At 72.4% G+C, this 24279-nt stretch carries 20 protein-coding genes; 9 read left to right on the top strand and 11 right to left on the bottom strand.

The window, feature by feature from the left end; all coding sequences use genetic code 11:
• Positions 1–2214 (bottom strand): OmpL47-type beta-barrel domain-containing protein, encoded by a 2214-nt coding sequence (locus tag ACH4DX_RS08980; RefSeq protein ID WP_398154577.1) that lies wholly within the window; start codon positions 2212–2214, stop codon positions 1–3.
• Entirely contained in the window at positions 2211–4655 is a 2445-nt protein-coding gene (locus tag ACH4DX_RS08975) for a ThuA domain-containing protein (protein ID WP_398154763.1), read from the bottom strand. The genes ACH4DX_RS08980 and ACH4DX_RS08975 overlap by 4 nt, the downstream gene beginning before the upstream one ends.
• 409 nt (positions 4656–5064) lie before the next feature.
• On the opposite strand from ACH4DX_RS08975, the gene ACH4DX_RS08970 reads away from it, so the two are divergent.
• Positions 5065–6114 carry a multicopper oxidase domain-containing protein gene (locus ACH4DX_RS08970; RefSeq protein WP_398154576.1) on the top strand — a complete coding sequence of 350 codons (1050 nt, stop codon included), beginning with the start codon at positions 5065–5067 and terminating at the stop codon, positions 6112–6114.
• Positions 6115–6171: 57 nt separating this feature from the next.
• Here the strand turns inward: ACH4DX_RS08970 and ACH4DX_RS08965 are convergent, their stop codons facing one another.
• Positions 6172–7236 carry a biotin/lipoate A/B protein ligase family protein gene (locus ACH4DX_RS08965; RefSeq protein ID WP_398154575.1) on the bottom strand — a complete coding sequence of 355 codons (1065 nt, stop codon included), beginning with the start codon at positions 7234–7236 and terminating at the stop codon, positions 6172–6174.
• A 116-nt stretch (positions 7237–7352) separates the two neighbouring features.
• Between ACH4DX_RS08965 and ACH4DX_RS08960 the strand changes: the two genes are divergently transcribed.
• A complete protein-coding gene (locus tag ACH4DX_RS08960) occupies positions 7353–8372 on the top strand; it encodes a LacI family DNA-binding transcriptional regulator (RefSeq protein WP_398154574.1) in 1020 nt (339 codons plus the stop codon).
• Between the two features lie 321 nt (positions 8373–8693).
• Positions 8694–9812 (top strand): acyltransferase family protein, encoded by a 1119-nt coding sequence (locus ACH4DX_RS08955; protein ID WP_398154573.1) that lies wholly within the window; start codon positions 8694–8696, stop codon positions 9810–9812.
• Between the two features lie 64 nt (positions 9813–9876).
• Here the strand turns inward: ACH4DX_RS08955 and ACH4DX_RS08950 are convergent, their stop codons facing one another.
• Positions 9877–11100, bottom strand: coding sequence for a glycoside hydrolase family 64 protein (locus ACH4DX_RS08950; protein WP_398114766.1), 1224 nt, complete (start codon positions 11098–11100; stop codon positions 9877–9879).
• Between the two features lie 317 nt (positions 11101–11417).
• Between ACH4DX_RS08950 and ACH4DX_RS08945 the strand changes: the two genes are divergently transcribed.
• On the top strand, positions 11418–12209 hold the full coding sequence (locus ACH4DX_RS08945; RefSeq protein ID WP_398154572.1) for a VOC family protein: 792 nt from the start codon (positions 11418–11420) through the stop codon (positions 12207–12209).
• A 154-nt stretch (positions 12210–12363) separates the two neighbouring features.
• Complete coding sequence (locus tag ACH4DX_RS08940) at positions 12364–12615, top strand: WhiB family transcriptional regulator (RefSeq protein ID WP_398114762.1); 252 nt, start codon at positions 12364–12366, stop codon at positions 12613–12615.
• A 21-nt stretch (positions 12616–12636) separates the two neighbouring features.
• Here ACH4DX_RS08940 and ACH4DX_RS08935 read toward each other — a convergent pair whose 3' ends face one another.
• From ACH4DX_RS08935 to ACH4DX_RS08920, 4 genes are all read right to left on the bottom strand, one after another.
• Positions 12637–13500 carry a hypothetical protein gene (locus ACH4DX_RS08935; protein WP_398154571.1) on the bottom strand — a complete coding sequence of 288 codons (864 nt, stop codon included), beginning with the start codon at positions 13498–13500 and terminating at the stop codon, positions 12637–12639.
• Entirely contained in the window at positions 13497–13934 is a 438-nt protein-coding gene (locus tag ACH4DX_RS08930; protein WP_398154570.1) for a hypothetical protein, read from the bottom strand. The genes ACH4DX_RS08935 and ACH4DX_RS08930 overlap by 4 nt, the downstream gene beginning before the upstream one ends.
• A gap of 35 nt (positions 13935–13969) precedes the next feature.
• Positions 13970–14950 carry an acyl-ACP desaturase gene (locus tag ACH4DX_RS08925; protein WP_398114757.1) on the bottom strand — a complete coding sequence of 327 codons (981 nt, stop codon included), beginning with the start codon at positions 14948–14950 and terminating at the stop codon, positions 13970–13972.
• Positions 14951–15167: 217 nt separating this feature from the next.
• The gene (locus ACH4DX_RS08920) at positions 15168–16802 is read right to left on the bottom strand and encodes an ABC-F family ATP-binding cassette domain-containing protein (protein WP_398154569.1); all 1635 of its coding nucleotides are present in this window, start codon (positions 16800–16802) and stop codon (positions 15168–15170) included.
• Positions 16803–17280: 478 nt separating this feature from the next.
• Here ACH4DX_RS08920 and ACH4DX_RS08915 point away from each other — a divergent pair, with 478 nt between their 5' ends.
• Complete coding sequence (locus tag ACH4DX_RS08915; RefSeq protein ID WP_398154568.1) at positions 17281–18129, top strand: isocitrate lyase/phosphoenolpyruvate mutase family protein; 849 nt, start codon at positions 17281–17283, stop codon at positions 18127–18129.
• Positions 18130–18144: 15 nt separating this feature from the next.
• Here ACH4DX_RS08915 and ACH4DX_RS08910 read toward each other — a convergent pair whose 3' ends face one another.
• On the bottom strand, positions 18145–18561 hold the full coding sequence (locus tag ACH4DX_RS08910; RefSeq protein ID WP_398114751.1) for an SsgA family sporulation/cell division regulator: 417 nt from the start codon (positions 18559–18561) through the stop codon (positions 18145–18147).
• A 603-nt stretch (positions 18562–19164) separates the two neighbouring features.
• On the opposite strand from ACH4DX_RS08910, the gene ACH4DX_RS08905 reads away from it, so the two are divergent.
• Positions 19165–20193 (top strand): WD40/YVTN/BNR-like repeat-containing protein, encoded by a 1029-nt coding sequence (locus ACH4DX_RS08905; RefSeq protein ID WP_398154762.1) that lies wholly within the window; start codon positions 19165–19167, stop codon positions 20191–20193.
• A 72-nt stretch (positions 20194–20265) separates the two neighbouring features.
• Here the strand turns inward: ACH4DX_RS08905 and ACH4DX_RS08900 are convergent, their stop codons facing one another.
• A complete protein-coding gene (locus ACH4DX_RS08900; RefSeq protein WP_030560764.1) occupies positions 20266–20565 on the bottom strand; it encodes a YciI family protein in 300 nt (99 codons plus the stop codon).
• Positions 20566–20754: 189 nt separating this feature from the next.
• Here ACH4DX_RS08900 and nfi point away from each other — a divergent pair, with 189 nt between their 5' ends.
• Complete coding sequence (gene nfi / locus ACH4DX_RS08895) at positions 20755–21477, top strand: deoxyribonuclease V (protein WP_398154567.1); 723 nt, start codon at positions 20755–20757, stop codon at positions 21475–21477.
• A 166-nt stretch (positions 21478–21643) separates the two neighbouring features.
• Here the strand turns inward: nfi and ACH4DX_RS08890 are convergent, their stop codons facing one another.
• Complete coding sequence (locus ACH4DX_RS08890) at positions 21644–22834, bottom strand: saccharopine dehydrogenase family protein (RefSeq protein ID WP_398154566.1); 1191 nt, start codon at positions 22832–22834, stop codon at positions 21644–21646.
• A gap of 238 nt (positions 22835–23072) precedes the next feature.
• Here ACH4DX_RS08890 and ACH4DX_RS08885 point away from each other — a divergent pair, with 238 nt between their 5' ends.
• A complete protein-coding gene (locus ACH4DX_RS08885; protein WP_398154565.1) occupies positions 23073–24278 on the top strand; it encodes a CaiB/BaiF CoA transferase family protein in 1206 nt (401 codons plus the stop codon).
• Position 24279: the final 1 nt, after the last annotated feature.

Genomic DNA, 24279 nt, shown 5'->3' with positions numbered 1-24279 from the left:
CTACAGCTCCTTGATCCGGATGTCCCGGTACGACACCACGTCCGTCGTGCCGTGGACCTGGAGGCCGATGTACCCGGACGCGAAGCGGCGGCCGTCCGTGCCGGGGTCGTCGCCGCGCGGCGGCTCGAAGACCCGGCCGCCGGTGTTGTCGAACTCGTTGATCAGGACCCCGTTGCGGTAGATCGCGTAGTGCTGGTCGACGACGCGGACCTCGTAGTCGTTCCAGGTGCCCTTGGGGGTCACGCCCGCGCCCGCGAGACCGACGCGGTCGAAGCCGTAGATCGACCCCGTCTTGTACATGTCGCCGTCAGGACGGTCGAGGACCTGCACCTCGTGGCCGTACTTGATGGCGACCCACTCCGGACGCGACTCCTCCGGATGGTCGTGGACCTGCGGGAAGCGCACGAAGACGCCCGAGTTGGCGTTGCCGTTCGACGGGGCGTCGTCGCGCCACTGGAGCTTCAGCGAGAAGTCCCCGTACTTGCGCGCGGGGAACCACAGCATCCCGAGGCCGCTCCTGGTGGTGCCCGACGTCATCGTGCCGTCGGCGTTCAGGCCGAACGAACCGCCGCCCACGTGGCTCCACTTGGCGAACGACTTCTGGGTGCCGTCGAAGAGGGGCCGGTAGCCCTCGGTCTGGCCCGGCTTGCCGATGCCGGACTCCTCGGCCGCCTTGCTGATCCTGTTGTACTCGCGCCTGTCGATCTCTCCCGTCTTCTTCAGGCGGTCCGTGACGGTCTTGACGTGCTTGCGGAACAGCGCGTGCGACGACCAGTCCTTCTCGTCCTCGATCAGCTCGCCGATCCGGCACCGGTTGTCGGTGACACGGTTCGGGATGCCGGTGTCGACCGTGCCGACGAACACCGTCGAGCGCTCGTCGTACTCGGGACAGCCGGGCCCGGGGACCCCGCCGCCCTCGTCCACCGTGAACGCCACGGACTTCGCGGGCGCGGTGTTGCCCGCCTTGTCGCTCGCCCGGTACGCCACCGTGTGCCGGCCCACGCGGTCGACGACCACCGGCGCGGCGTAGGCCACGTAGGGGCCGCCGTCCAGGGAGTACTCGACCTTGTCGACGCCCGACCCAGCGTCGGTCGCGGACACCGTGACCTCGGCACGGCCGATGTAGGCGCCGTCGGAGTTCTTGTCGCCCCCGACCTTCGCCGACGTCTCCGGCGGCTCCTTGTCCTCGGCGGGCGGCGCCACCACGGTGAACTCCACCGACTTCTCCGGCGCCACGTTGCCCGCCTTGTCGAACGCCCGGTAGCGCACCTTGTGGGCGCCGGCCGCGTGCACCATCACGGGCGTCGTGTACGCCGTCCAGGCGCCGTCGCCGAGTGCGTACTCGACCTTGTTCAGGCCGGAACCCGCGTCGGACGCCGCCACCGTGACCGTCGCCATGCCCAGGTACTGACCCGAGCCGTTCTGCTCCCCGGTGACCGTCGCCGACGTCTCCGGCGGCGTCCTGTCGTCCGTCGACGGTGCGACCACCTGGAAAACGACGGCCTTCTCAGCAGCCACGTTGCCCGCCCTGTCGACGGCGCGGTAGCGGATCCTGTGCGTGCCGACGGTGTTGACGACGACGGGCGCCGTGTACGGCTGCCACGCCCCGTCGGCCCCGACGGCGTACTCGATCCTGTCGACGCCGGAGCCCTCGTCGGTCGCCGTCACCGAGACCGTCGCCGAACCCACGTACGCGCCGTCAGCGTCGGTCGCGCCCTGGACGTCCGCCGCGGCCTCGGGGGCCGTCGTGTCCTCGCCGCCGCCCTCGGTCACCACCAGGACGCCCTGCATCGCGCCGTGGCCGGGGATGGTGCAGTAGTAGCGGTAACGGCCCGGGGTGAGGGTCACCTCGGCGGTGTGCTTGCCGCCCTTGTCGTCACCCGGGTTGGCGAGGATGTTCAGGGAGACGTCGTTGTTGTACTCGGGGTCGGAGACGTCGAACGTCAGCGTGTGCGGCATACCGGTGGTGTTGCCGGTCGCCACGCTGTTCTCGAAGACGATCGTCGTCCTTCCGGCGACCGCCGTCGTCGGCGCCGACTTGTACTTGGCGATGTCGTTGTCCGCGGTCCAGGTCAGGGTCTGCTGTTCCACGGGCCGGGGCCCGTCAGGAGCGGCCCCGGCCACCGAGGTCAGGCCGAGCACCAGGGCGAGCGCGGCCAGCAGCGCGGGCCACAGCCTCCGGGAACGCGGCCGCGGGGGAGCGGTTCTCATCATCGTGCCTTCCTGGCCAGGTCGCCCGCGGCCGGGGTCGCCGCGCCGCCCTTGTACGTCACGCGCCACAGCGCCGACTTGGCGTCCGAGGTGAAGAAGCCGCGCCCGTAGTCGAGGACGTACAGCGAGCCGTCCGGCGCGAACTTCCAGTCCATGAGGTTCTTGATGCGGTCGTTGCCCACCGGGACGATGGAGCGCAGGGACTCGGCGTGCACCGGAAGACCGCCCCTGCCGACCGTCCTCGGGTCGGTGAGCACCGCGTGCCGCGGCTGGTCGCCGTCGTAGAAGTCACCGACGAACCACTTGCCGTCCCAGTACGAGGGCCACTTGTCCGCGGACGTGCTCGCCGCGTCGTAGCGGTAGACCGGGCCGTTCATCGTGGCCTGGCCGCCGCCCTTGAGCCACGGCAGGAGCTGCTCGGCCTCCTCCGGCCTGTAGCTGGGGACGCCGTTCGCGTCCCGCGGGTAGTCGACGCCGCCGCCCTGCGGCGAGTACCAGATGGTGTTGGGCTCCGCCGGCGGGATCTTCACCAGGCCGTCGTTGTGGGGCGACTCGTTGCGCAGGTTCCGGCAGTCGTACCAGCCGAGGGGCTTGCTCGGGTCCGGCAGATTGCGGTCGCGGTAGGGCTGGTTGTTGCCCATGCAGTACGGCCAGCCGCGGTTGGAGGCGTGTGTGATCGCCGCGAACGTGTCGTACTTCGCCGGGCCCCAGGTCGTCGACGCCTGACCGGCGTCCGGGCCGACCCAGCCCGCGTACAGGGTGTCGGTCTTCTTGTCGACGAAGATGCGGGCCGGGTTGCGCACGCCCATCACATAGATCTCGCCGCGCGTCTTGCCGCCGCCCTCGTCCTGCTCCTCGCCGGTGAAGAGGTTGCCGTCGGGCAGGGTGTAGGTGCCGTCGGGCTCGGGGTGGATGCGCAGGATCTTGCCGTTGAGGTTGTTGGTGTTGCCGGAGGTGCGGCGGGCGTCGGCGAAGGCAACACCCTTGAACTGGGGCTGCGGGTTGTTGCCCGAGTAGCCGTCGCTGAACCCGGAGGAGTTGTTGTCACCGGTCGCGATGTACAGGTTGCCTCTGGAGTCCCAGGACATCCCGCCGCCGGAGTGACAGCAGCTGTGGATCTGCACCGGCCATTTCAGCAGCACCTTCTCGCTGGCCAGGTCCAGTGTGTCGGTGGCCTCGTCGAAGGTGAAGCGGGAGACGTAGCGCTCGGCCATGTGCGTCTCGCGGTTGATCCGCGCGTGCGGGGTGTAGTGCAGATACACCCAGCCGTTCCGCGCGAACCCCGGGTCGAGCTCGATGCCGAGCAGGCCCTCCTCGACCTTGGTCAGCTCACCACCGCCGCCCTTGTTGCCGAAGACGGTGAGCGCTCCGGCGAGGGTCGACTTCCTGGTCCTCGGGTCGTAGACGTGGATCTCGCCCGTGCCCTTGCCGACGTCCGGATTGTTCCAGTCGGTGACGACGGGCCGGGAGGAGTCGGCGCCGCCGCGGCCGATGTGGAAGACCCGGCCGTCGGGCGCCGTCACCAGGCCGTGCGGCTCGCCGATCTGGTCGTTCCGGCCCGGCTTGTTGGGCTGCGTCAGCCGTTCGGCCCGGTAGTTGGCGTTGATGGTGGCCTGGCAGTCGGCGCGGGCCAGGCGGGTCGTCCACAGCAGGGCGCCGCGCAGATGGCCGCGGAAGTCGGCCTCGTCGTAGGCGTCGGCGGTGCCGCCCATACCGGTGTAGAAGGACCGGCCGCCGTCGTAGTCGCGGCACCAGGACACCGGGTGGTCCCAGCCGTTCGCGCCCGCGCCCGGCTCGTACGTCGCCTCGCGCACCCGGGCCACGGTGTGCACGTCACCCGACGGGTTCTTCTCCCAGTTCAGCCACTTGTCGGGGCGCTTCCACTCCAGGGGCAGTTCCTTGGTGGCCGGATGCTCGCGGTCGCCGACCTCGACGGTGGCGCGCTGCACCGCCGTGGGGCCGGTGTCCTTGGGGCGGGCGCCGATCAGGCCGGTGAACCAGGAGGAGTACGGTTCCGCGCGGGCCGCGTCGTGCAGGCCGAGGAAGCCGCCGCCGGCCTCCATGTAGGCCTCGAGGCCCAACTCCTGCTCGGCGTCGAGGACGTCGCCGCCGCCGGTCACGAAGGTGACGGCGTTGAACCTGCCGAGCTTCCTGGCGTCGGTGAACACGGCCGGGTCGTCCGTGGCCGTCACGGTGAAGCGCTGCTCGGCCGGACCGGACCGGCCGATCTTCTCGACGGCCGCGATGGCGGCGTCGACGACCGGCGACTCGTCGCCGTCCGCGGCCGAGCCGTAGAACACGAGCACGCGCACGTTCGCGCTTCCCGGGGGAGCGGGCAGAGCGCGCGACATCGTTGTCTTGAAGTCGTCGGAAGGTCCCGGAAAGGGGCGTGCGGAGGCGCCGGGCCCCGTCAGGACGCCGGTGGCGACGGCACCCGCGAGCAGGGCCGCGGTCCAGGCGCGCCGCGTGGTTCTCCGTCTTGATCTGCGCGACCCGATGAATCCAACGGGTCGTTGAAGCGGTGTGAGCCGCATGAGTACACCCACCCCTCGTCGGTCACGGCAACAGCGGTCACGGCCACAGCGGTCGCGGCTACAGCGCTTACCGCCACAGCACTCACAGCTACAGCGCTCACAGCCGCAGCGCTCACAGCTACGGCGCCGCTGAAGCTAGACCTCTTTTCGTGGCCCGCCAATAGGTATGACCGCACTTCGTACGAACTTTGTCCTGCCTGTGGATAAACGACGGTCCTGCCGCTACCGTGTGGCCGGATCCGGTGCCTCGCGCACCCCCGGCAGTTCCCCTTGGTCTCGCACGCAGGGTCAGTTCCCGTACCGCAGTGGGGAGTTCGGCATGGACAGACGGAGCTTCAACCGGCGGATGCTGGTCGGCGGCGCGGCGGCCGCTACTGGGGTGACATCGTTGTCGGCCATGGCGCCGGACGCCGTACCGGCCGAGAAGCCGCCCCGGACGGCACCCGCGGGCGGCGAGGTGCGGCGCATCAGGATGTACGCCGAGAAGCTGCCCGAGGGGCAGCTCGGCTACGGCCTGGAGAAGGGGAAGGCGACCATCCCCGGGCCGCTGCTCGAACTCAACGAAGGGGACACCCTGCACGTAGAGTTCGAGAACACCACCGACGTGGACGTCAGCCTGCACGTGCACGGCATGGACTACGAGGTATCCAGCGACGGCAGCAGGCACACCAAGTCCCACGTGCCCCCCGGCGGCAAGCGCACCTACACCTGGCGCACCCACGCCCCGGGCCGCCGCAAGGACGGCACCTGGCGTCCCGGCACCGCGGGCTACTGGCACTACCACGACCACGTGGTGGGCACCGACCACGGCACGGTGGGCGTCCGCAAGGGCCTGTACGGCGCGGTGATCGTGCGCAGGAAGGGCGACATCCTGCCCGACCGGACCTGTGTCGTCGTCTTCAACGACATGCTGATCAACAACAGGCCCGCGCACTCCGGCCCGGACTTCGAGGCCACGGTGGGCGACCGGGTCGAGTTCGTCTCGATCACCCACGGCGAGTACTACCACACGTTCCACATCCACGGTCACCGCTGGGCCGACAACCGCACCGGCCTCCTGACGGGACCCGACGACCCGAGCCAGATCCTCGACGACAAGATCACCGGGCCGGGGGACTCCTTCGGCTTCCAGGTGATCGCGGGCGAGGGCGTCGGCGCGGGCGCGTGGATGTACCACTGCCACGTACAGAGCCACTCCGACATGGGGATGGTGGGCCTGTTCCTGGTGCGGAAGCCGGACGGCACCATCCCCGACTACGAGCCGCACCATCCGCACGCGGGCGCCGAGAAGAAGTCCGCCGACAAAGGGGCCGCGAAGGAGCCGGAGGCGGGACCGGCCGATCGGGGGTCGGGGCACGAGCACCACTGACCGGGCGGGGTGGGTCGGCGCACCCCGGACGACCCGGTGGCGCACCCGGGCGGGGCCCTAGGGCACGCGGGCCGTCCACTCCGCCGTGCCGAACTTCGTGCGGACCAGGTCCTCGGCGCGCGCCAGTTCCGCCGCGGTGACCGTGCCGGACGTGAGGCCGTAGCGGGAGCGGAAGGAGTCGATCATCCGCTCGATGACCGTCTCACGCGGCAGACCGGTCTGGCGGCGCAGCGGGTCGACCCGCTTCTCGGCGCTCTTGGTGCCCTTGTCGGAGAGCTTCTCCTTGCCGATGCGGAGCACGTCGAGCATCTTGTCGGCGTCGATGTCGTACGACATGGTCACGTGGTGCAGGACCGCGCCGGGGCCGCCGCCGGGGCCGACCATCCGCTTCTGCGCGGCCCCCGCGACCTTGCCGACCTCGGTGGCGATGTCGTTCAGGGGCTGGTACCAGGCCTTGATGCCCATGTCGCCGAGCGCGTCGAGGACCCAGTCGTCCAGATAGGCGTAGCTGTCGGCGAAGGACAGGCCGGAGACGAGGGACTCGGGCACGGCCAGGGAGTAGGTGATGGTGCTCCGCGGCTCGGCGAACATGGCGCCGCCGCCGGAGACGCGGCGTACGACGGTCACACCGTGCCGGGCGACGCCCTCGGGGTCCACTTCGTTGCGCAGCGACTGGAAGCTGCCGATGATCACGGCGGGCGAGTCCCACTCCCAGACGCGCAGCGTGGGCGGGCGCCGTCCGGCCGCGACCTCGGCGGTGATCACTTCGTCGAGGGCCATGTGGAGCGCCGGGGGCTGGGGGGCGTCATGGATGAGCTGCCAGTCGTAGTCGCTCCAGTCGCTGGCCTGCGCGAGGGCGCGGCGCACCGCCACCGCCACGCTCTCGGTGGTCAGGCCGAACAGGACGGCCGACTCCGGCAGCGCGGCGTCGATGCGCGCGGTCAGGCCCGCGGTGTCCGTGCCCGCGGGGGCGCCTTCGAGGGCCCGGTCGATGGCGAGGAGCGCCTCGTCGGGTTCCAGGAAGAAGTCCCCCGACACGCGGACGTTCTTCAGAGTGTCGTTGTCGACGTCCAGATCGACGACCACGAGCTTGCCACCGGGGACCTTGTACTCACCATGCATGAGGCAAAGGTACCGAGTGTCCGGGTGTGGGGCGTCCGCAGTCCTTCGCGGAGGCACATCGCGGCGGTGCCGGCCGGGGCTATCCTGTGCGGCAACCGTCGACGAGGAGTCCCGAGGTGCCCCAGGCAGCATCGCGTCCCACGCTGGAAGCCGTGGCCGCGCGGGCCGGGGTGTCGCGGGCGACGGTCTCACGTGTCGTGAACGGTGAGGCAGGGGTGCGCGAGGCGCTCGCCACCAAGGTGCGGCGGGCCGTGCGGGAGCTCGGCTACGTCCCCAACCGTGCCGCCCGCAGCCTCGTCACCCGGCGGCACGACGCCGTCGCCGTGGTCATCGCCGAGCCCGAGACCAGGGTGTTCGGCGACCCCTTCTTCGCCCTCCAACTGCGCGGCATCAGCAAAGAACTGACGGCGCGCGACGTCCAGCTGGTGCTGCTCCTGATGGAGGGCAGGGACGACCACGAGCGGGTCGGGCGCTATCTCGCCGGCGGCCATGTGGACGGCGCGCTCGTCTTCTCGCTGCACCTGGACGACCCGCTGCCCGGCATCATCCACGGCGCCGGGGTGCCCACGGTCTTCGGCGGGCGGCCCGGCTGGGCGGACGGCGCGGACAGCGTGCGGTACGTGGACTGCGACAACCGCGGCGGCGCCCACCAGGCCGTACGGCACCTCGTCGGCCTCGGCCGCAGGCACGTCGCCCACATCACGGGGCCCCTCGACCAGACGTCGGCCGTCGACCGCCTCGACGGCTACCGGGAACTGATGCCCGGCGCCGACCCCGCCCTGACCGCCGACGGCGACTTCACCCTGGCCGGCGGTGAGCGCGCCATGCGCCTGCTCCTGGACCGCCGCCCCGACGTCGACGCCGTGTTCGCCGCCAACGACGTGTCGGCGTCCGGGGCCCTGCGCGTGCTGCGGGACGCGGGGCGGCGGGTGCCGCGGGACGTGGCGGTCGTCGGGTTCGACGACATGCTGCCCGTCGCGGAGCAGACGGAACCGCCGCTGACGACGGTGCGGCAGGAGACCGAGGAGATGGGGCGCCTGATGGCGGCGCTGCTGCTCCGCGGCGACCAGGGGCAGGACCCCGCGGCCGCCCGTGTGGTGCTGCCCACCGCACTCGTCCGCAGGGCATCCGCCTGACCGCGCGAGCAAAGTCCCCACCGCGCGCCCCCTTCCCCGGCACGGTGCGTTCCGGATTGCTCTGCGCCCCGCTCGCGAACTCGACTTTCTGGACGATGGCGCGGCGAAACCATCCTCCGCTTCTTTTCGCGTCCGTACTGTCGGCGGTACACGGACACCAGTAAATGGCCAGTGAAATCTTGCGGTCCTCGAACCTCAACCGTCAGCCTCTACGGACCACTCGGCGGCTCGAAGCCGACGGTTCCAAAGCGAGCGGAGGGCCCTTCCATGGCCACAGATGCCTTACGTCCCCACCTGTCCAGACTGCCGTCCCTCAGCGGGATGCGCTTTATCGCGGCGCTCCCCGTCTTCGCTTTCCACGCGACCTCCGGCATGAATTTCCTGCGCGGCGACACCGGGGATTTCTTCACCGACATCTTCAAGGACACCGGCACGCCGAGCGTCAGCTTCTTCTTCATTCTGAGCGGCTTCATATTGACCTGGTCGGCGCGGCCGCGCGACACCGTGCCGGGTTTCTGGCGGCGCCGCATGGTGAAGGTCTACCCGAACCACCTCGTCGCCTTCGCGGCCGTCGTCGTGATCATGTTGCTCGCCTCCGACCCGTTCGAGGCGAAGAAGTTCTTCACCAGCCTCTTCCTCGTCCAGTCCTGGGTGCCCGAGATCCTCGTGCCGACCGGGATGAACCCGGTGGCCTGGTCGCTGTCGTGCGAGGTGTTCTTCTATCTGGGCTTCCCGCTGCTGCTGCCCCTGGTGCGGCGGCTCTCCGTACGCGCCCTGTGGACGGTGGGCGGGCTGCTGCTCGTCGTTCCCTGGCTCGTCGTCCTGTTCGCCGAGCACGCCGTGGACGGCGCGCCCATCATGCCCGGCCAGTCCCTCGCGTACGAGCAGCTCTGGCTCGTCTACTTCTTCCCGCTGACCCGCCTGGTGGAGTTCGTGCTCGGCATCGTCGTGGCGCGCCTGGTGCTCAGTGGCACCGTGCCGCGGGTGGGCATGATCCCGGGCACGCTGTTCGCCCTCGGCGGCTTCGTGCTCAACGCGCAGGTGCCCTACCTGTACAGCCTCGGCGGCACGGCCGCCTTCTGGGTGGTGCCGCTGATCGTGGCGGGCGCGACGGCCGACGTGCGCGGGACCCGCTCGGTCATGCGGGGCCGGGTGATGGTGCGGCTCGGCGAGATGTCGTTCGCCTTCTACCTGGTGCACACGCTGTTCCTGATGTCGGCGCAGCGGTGGCTGGTGCAGGACCTCTCCGACGGCGCCGCGCTGGCGGCACTCCTCGGGTGCCTGGCGGCGAGCCTCGCGGTGTCGTACGCCATGTTCACCTGGGTGGAGGCGCCGCTGGTGCGCAGGTTCGGCGGTGCCGCGCGGCCCGGGACGGGCCCACGGGTGCCGCCCGCCGCCACCGCGCCCGCGCCCCTCGCGGCTGCGGACGCGAAGGACTAGACGCGGCGCGCGCCCCGACCCGCTGGGAGGCCGGGGCGCGCGGCTGTCCGCGGCGACCCGCGGCCTACGAACCGACCGACACCGTGAACCGGCGCGGGTTGCCGTCGTGGGCCGCGCCCGACACGTCGGGCTGCCCGTCCGGACGCACGTCGTCGTACGGGAAGGCGTACCCGATGGGCGAGTTGGCGTGCACGACGCGTGCCCAGTGGTTGGTGACGCCGCCGCGGTAGTAGTCACCGGCCGATGTGCCGTTGGGCTGCGAGGGGTGGGTGAGCATGATGCTGCGGTTGAAGCCGGCGGCGAGCCGGGCGAGCAGGCCCTTCTTGTCGTCGGAGTCGTCGGGGTTGTTGGTGAACGGGCCGTGGTTGCAGGTGAAGACGTCCTTCGAGGTGGGCTTGGCGAAGGTGTGGCCGCCCTGGAAGGCGAGGGTGTCGCCCGAGACGCGGCCGACGCGCACGCCCCGGCCGCCCTGGAGGTCGATCCGCAGGTCGGTGGAGCGGTACTTGTCCCAGACCTGGTCGATGTAGCCCCTGAAGAGATCGCGGAACGGCATCTGGCCGGGGCGGTCGAAGTAGGGGGCCATGAGGTTCTGCGGGGAGATGACCCGGAGGACCCCGCCCTCGCCCCTGATCACCAGCTTGTCCCAGGGCTGTCCGTCCCGGCCCGCCTGTGCCACGAGGTCGGCGGCGATCCTGTCGACGGCCCCGCCCGGCAGGGGGGCGACGGTGTGCCTGGCGTCGCCCTCCAGGGTGAGGCCGATGGGGAGCGCGGTCACGAGGTCGACGTAGCTGATGTTCGCGAACAGCTGGGTGCTGTCGAAGGTGAACTCGCAGAACGACCACCTGCGGCCGTAGTTCGGGTCCGCCCTGGTGGCGAAGGCCGGCTCGACCAGGGCGGGGCCCGGGTTGAGGAAGAAGTCCAGCTTGTCGTCGCGGACGAAGTACACCCGGGCGCCGTACATCTGCGGGAGCGTGAGCACCCGGGGCGCGGAGCCCGCGGCACCCAGCGGAATGGCGCAGTCCACCGGCAGCGGCGTCTGCGGGGCCGACGGCGACTCGGGGCGGTAGACGCCACCGCCGGGCCTGAGCAGCACCCAGCGGCCGGTGCCGTTCTCGTGGCCGGTGACGTACGCGCGGACCTGGCCCGGCAGCGACTTGTTCACCAGGGCCAGTTCGCAGGTGGCGGGGGCGGCTCCGGCGCGGGGGCTCGGCACGCTGCCCCGGGCGGGGTGGGCGAGGGCGCCCGCGGCAGCCGCGGACGACGTCAGGAACACTCTGCGCGAGATCACGGGAATTCTCTCCTGGCTTGACAGTGGGGGGAGTTGAGCAGGAGTGCGGCCCGGGTGCGCGGTGGTGCGTCGACGTGCCTCCACTGTTGCCGCGGTGAAAACCCGCCGTCAAGAGGTGTGGCTGAGAGCGCTCTCAGAATCTTGTGCGGTTTCACAAGGTGATGACGGCCGGACGCGCAGCGTGACCGGACACGGGGCACCGCGGGAGCGCCGGTGACGGTGCGTGTGCGGGCGCGGCCCTCGGAGCGCGGATTGTCAGTGCCCGGTGCCAGACTCGGCAGTAGGGCAGACGTGGGGCGACGACAAAGGAGTCGATCATGCTCAGCACTCGCACGGTCACCGGGGCACCCAACTGGGTCGACCTGGGCACGACGGACATGGAAGGCGCCGCCGACTTCTACCGGGGCGTGTTCGGCTGGGACTTCGAGAAGGGCGGCGAGGAGGTCGGCGGGTACGGCACGTTCCGGCTCGGCGGCAGGCCCGTCGCCGGCGGGATGGAGGTCACGCCCGAGACGGGCGCCCCGGCCTGGTCGCTGTACTTCTGCACGCCGGACGCCGACGCCACCGCCAAGCAGGTCGAGCAGGCGGGCGGCAGCATCGCCTGGGAGCCGGTCGACGTCCTTGACCTCGGCCGCATGGCGGGCTTCACGGACGCGGCGGGCGTCGCCTTCGCGGTGTGGCAGCCGGGCCGGCACAGGGGCTTCGACGCGGTGAACGAACCGGGCGCGCTGATCTGGACCGAGCTGTACACCCCGGACATCGAGACGGGCGCCGCGTTCTACGGCGCGGTGTTCGGCTGGAGGACCGTCGTCCAGCCCTTCGAGGGCGGTTCGTACACCATGGTGTATCCCGGGGACGGCACCTCCGAGGACATGTTCGGCGGCCTGTGGCCGCTCGCGCAGGACCCCGCGGAGCAGGAGGCCGGAGTCTATTGGATGCCGTACTTCCAGGTCACCGACATCGACGCGGTGGTCGAGAAGGCGCGGGCGGGCGGTGGCACGGTCCGGGCCGAGCGCATGGACCTCGCCGGTGTCGGCGCCTTCGCGAAGCTCGCCGATCCCTTCGGCGCGCGGTTCGCCCTGATGCAGCCGGAGCCGCAGCAGCAGTGAGGGACCGGGGGCGCAGCAGCAGTGAGGGACCCGGGCCGGGGCCCCTGGCCGGGGCGGGGCCCGGCCGTGCGGTCCACCGATCTGGGGTGCCCCGGCGCGCCTCGTTGAGCGAACGTTGATCCGTTGTTTCGCGCCTTCGCGCAGGATCGTTGTCATGCACTCCGACACCATTGTGACCGAGCCCGAACTCGCCTGGCGGGAGCAGGCGCTGTGCGCGCAGACCGGACCCGACTTCTTCTTCCCCGAGCCCGGAAGCTCGGTGCGGGAGGCCAAGCGGATCTGCCGTCTGTGCGCCATGCGCCCGGCCTGCCTGGCGTACGCCATCGACAACGACGAACGGTTCGGGGTCTGGGGCGGACTCTCGGAGAAGGAACGGCAGAGCCTGCGGCGGGAACGCGCGGCCTGAGCGGGCCCGCCGCGGCCCCGGTCAGACGTAGTCCACCTCGAACCGCCGGGTGCCCGCGGGCAGGTGCACGTCGTCACCGAGCACCGGCACCGCGCGCCCGTCCGCCGACACCGCGCGCACACTGCCGAACCGGCACGGGTAGACGTACCGCACCTGCTCGGGGGACAGGGTGATGTCCACACTCACCCTGCGGGCCCCGGCGTCGTGCGCGAGCCGGTAGCCGAAGGGCGCGCCGAACAGCGTGGGCGCGCACTCCACGGCGACCCGCTCGCCGTCCGGCACCCAGTGCGGGCGGACGTCCGGCGCCATGTAGAGGTGCGGATCACGGTCCTCTTCGGCCTCGAAGAACAGGATGTCGCGGAGCAGCAGCAGATACTCCGCGGCGGCCCAGCCGTGCGGGATGTCCCCCATGTACCAAGGCCGGTGGGGGACTTCCGCGAAGCCGGAAGCGACGGGGAACGCGTGCTGCTCGTTCCACGCGCCGAGCGCCACCACCCGGTCGTCGGCTCGCGGCAGCGAGGCGGCCACGGTCCAGCCGAGCAGCGCGTCCATCCGGGCGGTGTTCCCGGCGAGCAGATACGCGTGCGCCAACTGAAGGGTGAGACAGGGGCCGTACGCGTTCCAGGCCGCCCCGTGCCGGAAGCCGCCCGTCACGAACCGCGCGTACAGGGTGTCCAGGGTCCAGCGGGCCGCCCGGTCGATGTCGTCGCCCAGCTCGCCGCCCAGGTGCAGGCGCAGCGGATGGAAGTACGCCGCCGCGCCAATCATCGTCGAGTCGCGCCTGCCGACGTCACCAGGCCCTGTCGGTATGTACGTCTCCCACTCGCCGCGCCGCCGCTGCTCGTCCAGGACCCAGCGGATCGACGCCGCGGTGGCCTGCCTCAAGTCGTCGTAGGCCCACCACAGTTCTTCCGTCTCGGGGGTGCCGAGGCGTTCGGAGAGGCGCGCCGCCTCGTACAGGCCCGCGATGCCCGGTCGGTGGCGGGTGTGGCGCGGATCTCGGCCAGGTCGGCCGGGCCGCTGTAGAGGTCGACCGGGAGCCGTACGTCGACCTCGAAGGCCTCGCCGCCAGCGAGGCGGAACGGCCATGCGAACGCCGCGCTGCACAACCCCGCCACCTGGTCCTGTGCCTGCGACACCGCGTTGAGCCCGCCGCCCGCGACGAGGTCGTGGAACGGGCTGCGGGCCAGGTACGCCGCCGGGTCGGGGGAGTAGTCCGGGTTGCCGTAGACGCCGTGGTGCTCGGGCGGCGGTGTGTCGAACACCGGGCCCCAGCCGCTGTTGGTCGGGCTCGTGCGCTCGTCCGCCCAACATGGCACCCGGGGGCCGTACCGTAAATCGCCGGGGCGCTCGCTCAGGCGCGGGTCTCGCCCCGGGCGGCCAGGCGGGCCTTGCGGGCCGCGAGGCGCTCGTCGAACTTCGAGGCCTCCGCGTCGAGGCCGCCCATGAAGAGGCCCAGTTCCTCCTGCGCCTTCACGCCCTCGGGGCCGAGGCCGGGAATCTCCATGATCTTGAGGAAGCGGAGCACGGGCTGGAGTACGTCGTCGTGGTGGATGCGCAGGTTGTAGACCTCGCCGATGGCCATCTGCGCGGCGGCCCGCTCGAAGCCGGGGATGCCGTGGCCGGGCATGCGGAAGTCGACGACGACGTCCCGGACGGCGCACATCGTGAGGTCGGGGGCGATGTCGAAGGCGGCCCGCAGCAGGTTCCGGTAGAAGACCATGTGCAGGTTCTCGTCGGTCGCGATGCGCGCGAGCATCCGGTCGCAGACGGGGTCGCCCGACTGGTGGCCGGTGTTGCGGTGGGAGATCCGGGTGGCCAGCTCCTGGAAGGCCACGTACGCCACCGAGTGCAGCATCGAGTGCCGGTTGTCGGACTCGAAGCCCTCACTCATGTGGGACATCCGGAACTGCTCCAGCTGGTCGGGGTCCACGGCCCGGGAGGCGAGGAGGTAGTCGCGCATGACGATGCCGTGGCGGCCCTCCTCCGCGGTCCAGCGGTGCACCCATGTGCCCCAGGCGCCGTCGCGGCCGAAGAGCGAGGCGATCTCGTGGTGGTAGCTCGGCAGGTTGTCCTCGGTGAGCAGGTTCACGACGAGGGCGATACGGCCGATGTCCGTGACCGGCGACTGCTCCTTCTGCCAGGCCTCGCCGTCCTCGAAGAGGCCGGGGAAGTTCCGGGCGTCGGAGAACGGCACGTACTCGTGCGGCATCCAGTCCTTGGCGACGGCCAGGTGCCGGTTGAGCTCCTTTTCGACCACTTCTTCCAGGGCGAACAGGAGCCGGGCGTCGGTCCAGGTGTCCGGGCTGCCGAGATGGGGAGAAGTGATCGTCATAAGGTCTCCTGGGGACGGAGGGGAGGGGGAGCGGCACCCGGGGGATTCCGGACGCCGCGAGCGGTTTGTACCTACGGCATCGTAGGTTACGTTCCCGTAGGTTAAGCCCTCCGTAAAGATCCTCCCAAACCGGGGGAGGTCCTTCCGCTGCAACCGGAGGGCGTCCTACCGCGCTACCGGGTACCCCAGGGACCGCATATGAACGAAGCCGGGCGGCTTACCCGACAGCTTCTGTCGTGTTTTTCGCCTCGGTGAGCCGACCGTCGAGCCGGAGCCAGCGCGTGATACCGATGGACTCCAGGAACGGCAGGTCGTGACTGGCGACGATCAGCGCGCCCTCGTAGCTCTCCAGGGCGCTTGCCAGCTGCCGGACGCTCGCCATGTCCAGGTTGTTCGTCGGCTCGTCGAGCATGAGGAGCTGCGGCGCGGGCTCGGCGAGGAGCAGCGCCGCGAGGGCGGCGCGGAAGCGCTCGCCGCCGGACAGGGTGCCGGCGAGCTGCTCGGCCTTCGCGCCTTTGAACAGGAAGCGGGCGAGACGCGCCCGGATCTGGTTGTTCGTGGCGTCCGGCGCGAACCGTGCGACGTTCTCGACGACGGTGAGTTCGTCGTCGAGCACGTCGAGGCGCTGCGGCAGGAAGCGCAGCGGTACGTGGGCGAGCGCCTGGCCGGACCGCGGCTCCAGCTCACCGCTGATGGTGCGCAGCAGTGTGGTCTTGCCCGCGCCGTTGCGGCCGACGAGGGCGATCCGCTCGGGGCCGCGCACCTCGCAACCGCCCTTCAGGCGTGCCCCGTACCGCAGTTGCAGATCGAGGAGCGTCAGGACGGTGCGGCCCGGGGGCACCGCGGTGTACGGCAGGTCGACGCGGATGTCGTCGTCGTCCCGCACCGCCTCCACGGCGACGTCGAGACGGTCCTTGGCCTCGGCCAGCTTCTCCTCGTGCAGGATGCGGTGCTTGCCCGCGGACTCCTGGGCGGCGCGTCTGCGGTTTCCCATGACGACCTTCGGCTCCCGCTTCTGGTCCCACATCTTCTGGCCGTACCGCTTGCGGCGGGCCAGTTTGACCTGGGCGTCGGAGAGTTCGCGCCGCTGCCTGCGCAGGTCGGCCTCGGCGACGCGCACCATGCGCTCCGCGGCCTCCTGCTCGACGGCGAGTGCTTCCTCGTACGCGCTGAAGTTGCCGCCGTACCAGTGCAGTTCGCCGTCACGCAGATCGGCGACCTGGTCCACGCGGTCCAGGAGCTCCCGGTCGTGGCTGACCACGACCAGGACCCCGGACCACGCCTCGACGGCCGCGTACAGGCGGCGGCGCGCGTGCAGGTCGAGGTTGTTGGTGGGCTCGTCGAGCAGCAGGACGCCGGGCCCGGCCAGCAGCAGCGCGGCCAGGCGCAGGAGCACCGACTCGCCGCCGGACACCTCGCCGGTGGTCCGGTCGAGCCCGATGTGGCCGAGGCCGAGCTGGGCGAGGGTCGCCGTGGCGCGCTCCTCGACGTCCCAGTCGTCGCCGACCGCCGCGAAGTGCTCCTCGCTGGCGTCGCCCGCCTCGATGGCGTGCAGGGCGGCGCGGCGCCCCGCGATGCCGAGGACCTCGTCGACGCGCAGGGTGGTGTCGAGGGTGATGTCCTGCGGCAGGTAGCCGACGTCGCCCGCGGTGCGGACGGTGCCGTCGCCCGGAGTCAACTCACCGGCGATGAGCCTCAGGAGCGTCGACTTGCCCGATCCGTTGCGGCCGATGAGTCCGGTCCTGCCGGGGCCGAACGCCGCCTGGAAGCCGTCGAGTACGGCTGTACCGTCCGGCCAGGAGAAGGACAGGGCGGTGCAGGTGATGGACGTGGTGCTGGGGGTGTGTGACATACGGGCCTCGCGGTTGCTGGCTGGAGCGCGGGTGTCGGGCAACGCGTGCGGGACACCGCGGCAGCGCGTGCGGACACCGGGGCGGGGCGGGGCCGGGCCCGGGGGCCGGAGCACGGAGGAAGACCCGGTGCCGGAACGGACGGCTCGTACGCCGAGGTCGCACACGACGTGCACAGCGAGGGCGGCATGAACGGAAGCTGTTCATGGGCGGCAGGAACGGGGAGGTTCATGGGCGGACATGAACGGGATGTTCATGAGCGGCCATGAACGGAAGGGGTTCATGCGGTGCTGTGTGACGCGGTGTCTCAAGACCTCAGACGAGCAACGTCCTTCTCCGTTCGACGGCAACAGAAGCGTTGTCCAACGTAGGGAGGGCGCGGTGGGGGTGTCAACGGAATATCGTGCCGCGCCGGTGGCCGGACGGCCGTGTCGGATTCTCGCCGGACCGGAGGGGGCGGCGCCTGCTTGAGTGCTGCGCATGACGAACCAGAACGCCACCGCCGTCGCGGCCCCGGCGGCCGCCTTCCGTGCCCTGCACGCCCCCGGATCGCCGCTCGTCCTGCCCAACGCCTGGGACGTCGCGAGCGCCCGCGTCGTCCGGGCGGCGGGAGCGCGGGCCGTCGCCACCACCAGCGCGGGTCTCGCCTGGGCCCTGGGCACCGCCGACGGCGACCGGCTCACCCGTGAGCGGGCGCTCGCCGCCGTCGCCGCGATCGTGGCCGCCGTCGACGTGCCGGTGACCGCCGACATCGAGAGCGGTTACGCGCGCGAGGCGGCGGGCGTGGCGGACACGGTGCGGGCCGTCGTCGACGCGGGCGCCGTCGGCGTGAACATCGAGGACTCCCGGCACGGGGCGGGCGAGCCCCTGCGGCCGGTGGCCGAGCAGTGCGAGCGGATCGCGGCCGCGCGCGGGGCCGCCGACGCGGCGGGTGTCGCACTCTTCGTGAACGCGCGCGTCGACACCTGGCTGCGGGGCGTGGGCGACGGGACGGACGCGCGGCTCGCGCTGACCCTCGAACGGGCCGCCGCGTTTCTCGCTGCGGGCGCCGACGGCGTGTTCGTGCCCGGAGCGGTGGACCCGGCGACGGTCGAGGCGCTGGTCGAGGGCATCGACGGGCCGGTGAACGTCCTGGCGGGACCGGGCGCGCCGATGGTCGCGGAACTCGCCGGGCTCGGCGTCGCGCGCGTCAGCGTCGGCTCCGGCATCGCGCAGGCGGCCCACGCGTTGGTCCGCAGGGCCGCGACGGAGCTGCTCACCGAGGGGACGTACGGAGCGCTGGCGGGCGGCCTCGAATACGGGGAGCTGAACGAGTTGTTCGGGGGCTGACGGGGTCGTGCCTCATCAACACGCGTCGCGCATCAGCTCGGCCAGGTCCTGGTCCAGGTCGACGTGCAGGTGCTCCTGCCCCGCGGGTACCAGGACGGTCGTGCTGTGCAGGAAGCGGCGCAGGTCACCGGTGCGGATGTGGACGATGGCGGTGCCCTCGGGCGCGTGGAACTCCAGGACGGTGCGGTCGTACCCGTAGGGGCGCACCCGTACGTCACCGTTGCCCGAGGCGGTCTCCACGCCCTGCGCGAGCAGTTCGCGGGCGAACGTCCAGAACACCTCGACGCCCTCCAGGGTCGCCGGGGCCGGGAAGCTCATCCGGACGGCGAACGGATCGCGCCGGTCGTAGTGGAGCGTGGCGGGGATGGTGGGCATCCGGGGCGCGGCGGCGACCAGGCGGGCCTCAACGGCTTGCTCGATGACAGTGGACAACGCCTGCTCCCTCAACTCTGACGGCTGGACGACCGGGGTGCGCACGACCGGGGCCGGGCACTTGGATAGACGTCGGAATCGGGAGATCCGTGCACGCGAGGACCCCTCCGAAGCGAGTGACGTCTGTCACCGCGATACCGCGCGGGCACCGCCGGTTCCCGCGGACCGCCGCCCGGGCGATCTTCACGGCCTCGCTTCCGCCGTCTGGACGAGGCCCCGGGGGTGGGCTAGCTTCGCCCCGCCACGCAAGGTATGGGGCAGGCGGACCGGGAGGGGCACGCGATGCGGGCGATACGTACGAGGAGAGCCGGGGACGACCCCGGTACGGGACGGCCGCCGCGGTTCCGGCGCCCGGCCGGGTCTGGGAGCCCGGAGCCGTCCCGGCGCGCCGAGGCCTCGCGGGGCGCGCGGCGGGGGACGTGGGCGGGCCTCGGCGTCGCGGCGCTGGCGCTGACGTCGATCGCGGCGGTCCCGGCCGGGGGCGGGGCGGCGGGCGCCGCTTCGGCCCCGGGCGCGGGCGGCGCCTCCGTTGCCGTACCGGTACGGGTACCTGCACCGGCTCTGGGCGCGGTCGGCGCCCCCGTTGCCGTGGCGGCACCGGCCCTGCGTGCGAGCGGTGCCCCGAGCACCGCGTGGGCCCCGCCCGGGGTACTCACCCCGCCCTCCTGGTCGCTCAAGCCCACCGGCACCGACGCCCGCTTCCGGGGGCTCGCCGCCGTCAGCCGGAGCACGGCGTGGGCGGCCGGTTCGAAGGGGACCGTGCTCCGTACCACGGACGGCGGCGCGAGCTGGCGTGATGTGTCACCGCCCGGAGCGGGCGCGCTCGAGTTCCGGGACGTCGAGGCGTTCGACGGCCGTCGCGCCGTGGTCCTCGCGATCGGTGAGGGCGACGCGTCCCGGGTCCTGCGCACCACCGACGGCGGCGCCACCTGGACGGAATCGTTCCGCAACGCCGACCCCAGGGCGTTCTACGACTGCATGACGTTCTTCGACCGGCGTCACGGCCTGGCGATGAGTGACCCGGTGGACGGCAAGTACCGCATCCTGTCGACCGCGGACGGCGGCCGTTCCTGGCGGGTGCTGCCCGACAAGGGCATGCCCGCGGCGCAACCGGGCGAGAGCGCGTTCGCGGCGAGCGGGCAGTGCCTGGTGAGTTCGGGCCCGCGCGACGTGTGGCTCGCGACGGGCGGCGCGGCCCGCGCACGCGTGCTGCACTCGGCGGACCGGGGGCGGACGTGGACCGTCGCGGACACCCCCGTGCCGGGCGGCGACCCGGCCCGCGGGGTCTTCGGCCTCGCCTTCCGCGACCGCGCCCACGGCATCGCCGTCGGCGGCGACTACCGCCCCGGCGAGCAGTCGCCCCGGGCGTCCGCGCTGACCCGTGACGGCGGCCGGACCTGGCAGCCGTCGGCGCGGCCCGCCCCCGCCTATCGCTCGGGCGTCGCCTGGTTCCCGTACTCCCGCGGCACGGCCCTCGCGGTCGGCCCGACGGGCACGGACGTCACGACGGACAGCGGCCGCACCTGGCGCACGGTGGACGGCGGTTCGTACGACACCGTGGACTGCACCTGGGACCTGAGTTGCTGGGCGGCGGGGGAGAAGGGGCGCGTCGCGCGCCTCGAACAGGGCTGAGGCAGGGCGCCCCGGGCCCGACCGGACCCGGGGCACCCGGCCCCGGTGTGGTGCGGGGCCGGGCAGGGGGCTTCAGGAGGGCAGTTCCTGCCGGTAGGGCGCGAGCTCGGCAGCGGTCTTCGTCGCGAAGAACTCCGTGATGCGGTACGTGCACACGCCCCCGACGGCGAACGGGTCGCTCGCGGCGAGCCGCTCGATGTCCGCACGGTGGTCGCCCACGGCGAGGATCACGCCACCGTCGCGCGGGTTCTTGCGCCCCGAGGCGATGAACACGCCGGCCGCGTACTGCGCGTCCAGCCAGGCCACATGCTCGGTGAGCAGGGCGTCGACGCGGTCGACCGATGCGGTGTAGGTCAGCTCCATGACAAACATGATCGTGAGGCTACCGCGACGCCGGTACGACGACAGCCCGTTGGGGCCGTCGCCGTACCGGAACGGGGCTCACGCGCGGGCCTCACCACCCCCGGCCGACACGGGTGCGGAGTCGAAGTCGGACCGCATGGAAGGCCTGCCGAGAGCTTGCCGGGGCATCCTGGCGGGGGCTCTAGGCTGATGCGCACGATGAGCATGCCTTCGACGAACCCGCGTACGGCGGGGATCCCGCCTCTGCCCGCCGACTGGCCCGCCGACGAGGCGGCCGCCCGTGCCGTCCAGGACGCCCTGCGGGCGCGGGTCGTGCGCGACGAGGAGGGGCCGTCGCCGGGCAGTGGCCACGTCACGGGAGTGGACGTGGCGTACGACGACGAGCGCGACGTGGTCGCCGCGGCGGTCGTCGTCCTCGACGGAGCGAGCCTGGAGGTCGTCGAGGAGGCCACGGCGGTCGGCCGGGTCGCCTTCCCGTACGTTCCGGGCCTGTTGGCGTTCCGTGAGGTGCCCGCCGTCCTCGCCGCCCTGGACGCCCTCGACGCCGATCCGGGGCTCGTCGTGTGCGACGGCTACGGCATCGCGCACCCGCGCCGCTTCGGCCTCGCGAGTCACCTCGGTGTGCTCACCGGGCTGCCCACGATCGGGGTCGCCAAGAACCCGTTCACGTTCTCCCACCGGGCGCCGGACGACGCGCGCGGCAGCGCGACGCCGCTGCTCGACGGCGCGGAGGAAGTCGGCAGCGCGCTCCGCACCCGCGCGGGCGTCAAGCCGGTGTTCGTCTCCGTGGGCCACCGCGTGACCCTCGCCGCGGCCCGCGCGCACACCCTGCACCTCACCCCGCGCTACCGCCTCCCGGAAACCACCCGCAGGGCGGACGCGCTGTGCCGGGCGGCACTGCGGGAGGCGACGGGCACCTGACGGGCGTGGCAGGACGGGACCGGGCAGGGCCGGGCCCCGCCCGGCGCCCAGCGGCTCCGGCTCGGGCCAGTGCCCGACGGCTTCGGCCCCGCCCGACGCCGCAACGGCCGCAGCAACTCGCCCGGGACCCCGGAACCCCATGGACCCCCGGGACCCCCGGGACCCCTCAGCGCCGCGCCGCCACCCGAAACCCCACCCCCGCCCCCCTGAGCCGTGCCGTCAGCGCATCCCCCATCGCCTCCGCCGGTGTCACCTGTCCCGCGGTCGCGGGCAGGTCGTCGAGGGCCAGGGACATCGAGGCCTCCGCGAGGATCTTCGCGGTCTCGTCGTAGCCGGGGTCGCCGCCCCACACCTCGGTGAAGACCCGCTGCCCGCCGCCCTCCCCGACGAACCGCACGGAGAACCGGCCGGCCGCACGCTGCGCCGCGTCCGGTCCCTCGCCGGGCTTGAGGAGGCCCGACAGGCGGCGCCGCACCGGTGGCAGCTGCGCCGCGGCGAACAGCGCCGTCACGCCCGCCACGCCGCCGAGCGCGACGGGCAGCGACCGCACGGCGGCGTAGTGGCGGTAGCGGAAGTCGGGTCCGTACCGCGGCAGCGCCCGCGCCGAACGCTGCACGACCTGCGGATCGATGGTCGGCAGCGGCAGCGCCCAGGCGTCGACCTCGGCGGCGTAGCGCGGGGCGCCCGGCGGGGCGTACGCCTTGCGGTCCGCGAGCCGGGGCTCGTGCCTGCGGCGTTCGCGCGCGGCGGCGAGCATCTGGGGGCCGCGCGCGAACTGCTGGAGCGCGGAGGCGAACGTACCGCCGGAGAACCGTGCCTTGACGCTGACGAAGCCGTCGACGCGCAGGGGCACGTCCTGCGGCAACTGCCGCACCGTGTAGTACACGCCCAGGTCGTGCGGAACCGAGTCGAAGCCACAGGCGTGCACCAGGCGCGCGCCGGTCTCCCGCGCGCGGGCGTCGTGCCGCACGTACATCAGGTCCACGAACTCCGGCTCGCCGGTCAGATCGGCGTAGTCGGTGCCCGCCTCCGCGCACGCGGCCACCAGATCCCGCCCGTGGGTCAGGTAGGGGCCGACGGTGCTCGCCACCACGCGGGTGCACGCGGCCAGTTCGCGCAGCGACGCGGGGTCGGCAGCGTCCGCCCGCACCACGGGCAGTTTGTCGGCGCACCCGGGGCGGTCCGCCGCGAGGCGCTCGCGCAGCCGCCGCAGCTTGTCCGGGTCGCGTCCCGCGATGGCCCAGCGGAGCGTGTCGGGTGCGTGCTCGGCGAGGTAGGCGGCCGTCAGCGCGCCCACGAAACTCGTCGCCCCGAAGAGCACGACGTCGTACGGACGGTCCTGGTCTTGACTGCTCATGGCACCTCTCAGCCGTGTGTCCCGCACCGTTGTCGGTGGCCGAGGCTAGCGTGGGCGGGGCGGTCCCGTGGACACGACGGTGCCCGCGTGGGACGGGCAGGGCGCGCGCGTGCCGCCCCCGCGTGACCCGCGCCACTCCCGTGGGCTAAGCGCTTGCTCGCCAGGGGCTTGTGCGGAGTGGAACACGTTCTTAGCATCACTGGTGTTACATCGGTTGTGTCACAGTGCTGGGGGCTCAATGGCAGTGCCGGACAAAGGCGTTCACGGCCCGCTGACGGGCGTGCGCGTGGTGGAGCTCGCGGGCATCGGGCCCGGCCCCTTCGCCGCCATGCTCCTCGCCGACCTCGGCGCCGACGTCGTGCGCGTCGACCGGCCGGGCGGCCCGGGCCTCGCGATCGACCCCGCCCACGACGTCACCAACCGCAACAAGCGCAGCGTCGTCGTCGACCTGAAGACCCCCGACGGCGTGGACCGCGTCCTGGACCTCGCCGCGCGGGCGGACGTGCTCGTGGAGGGCTACCGCCCCGGGGTCGCCGAGCGTCTAGGTGTCGGGCCCGAGGCCTGCCACGCCCGCAACCCGGCGCTCGTGTACGGCCGCATGACCGGGTGGGGCCAGGAAGGACCGCTCGCCCCGCGCGCCGGTCACGACATCTCCTACATCGCCCTCACCGGCACCCTCGGGATGATCGGCAACGCCGGGGAGCCGCCCGCCGTCCCGGCCAACCTCGTCGGTGACTACGCGGGCGGCTCGCTGTACCTGGTCGTCGGCGTCCTCGCCGCCCTGCACCACGCGCGCGCCACCGGCACCGGCCAGGTCGTGGACGCCGCGATCGTGGACGGTGCCGCGCATCTGGCATCGATGATCCACGGCATGGTGGCGGCGGGCGGCTGGCAGGACCGCAGGGGCGCCAACCTCCTGGACGGCGGCTGCCCTTTCTACGGCACCTACGAGACGGCGGACGGCGAGTACATGGCCGTCGGCGCGCTGGAACAGCGGTTCTACGACGAGTTCACCGAGCTGATCGGGCTGCGCGACCTGGCGCCCGCCCGCCGGGACCTCGCGCGCTGGGGCGAGCTGCGCGAGGCCGTGGCCGCCCGGTTCCGTACCCGGACGCGCGCGGAGTGGACGGCACTCTTCGAGGGCACCGACGCGTGCGTGGCGCCGGTCCTGTCGCTGCGCGAGGCCCCGCACCACCCCCACCTCGCCGCCCGCGGCACGTTCACCGACCACGGCGGCATCACCCAGCCCGCCCCCGCCCCCCGCTTCTCCGCCACCCCCACCGCCGTACGCGGCGCCCCGGCGCAGCCCGGCGCCGACACCGCGGAGGTGGCCCACGACTGGGACGTGCCGGGCCTGCTCACCCGGAACCCGCAGCCACCCGAACCCGCCGGGGGAGCGACCACCGCCGCCGAAGGAGCGACCACCGCCGAGGGCCGGCACTAGG

This window comes from Streptomyces sp. NPDC017940 (genome assembly GCF_044328435.1).
Lineage (GTDB): Bacteria > Actinomycetota > Actinomycetes > Streptomycetales > Streptomycetaceae > Streptomyces.
Note: the sequence above shows the minus strand (reverse complement) of the source record. Positions and strands in the feature narration are given on the sequence as shown.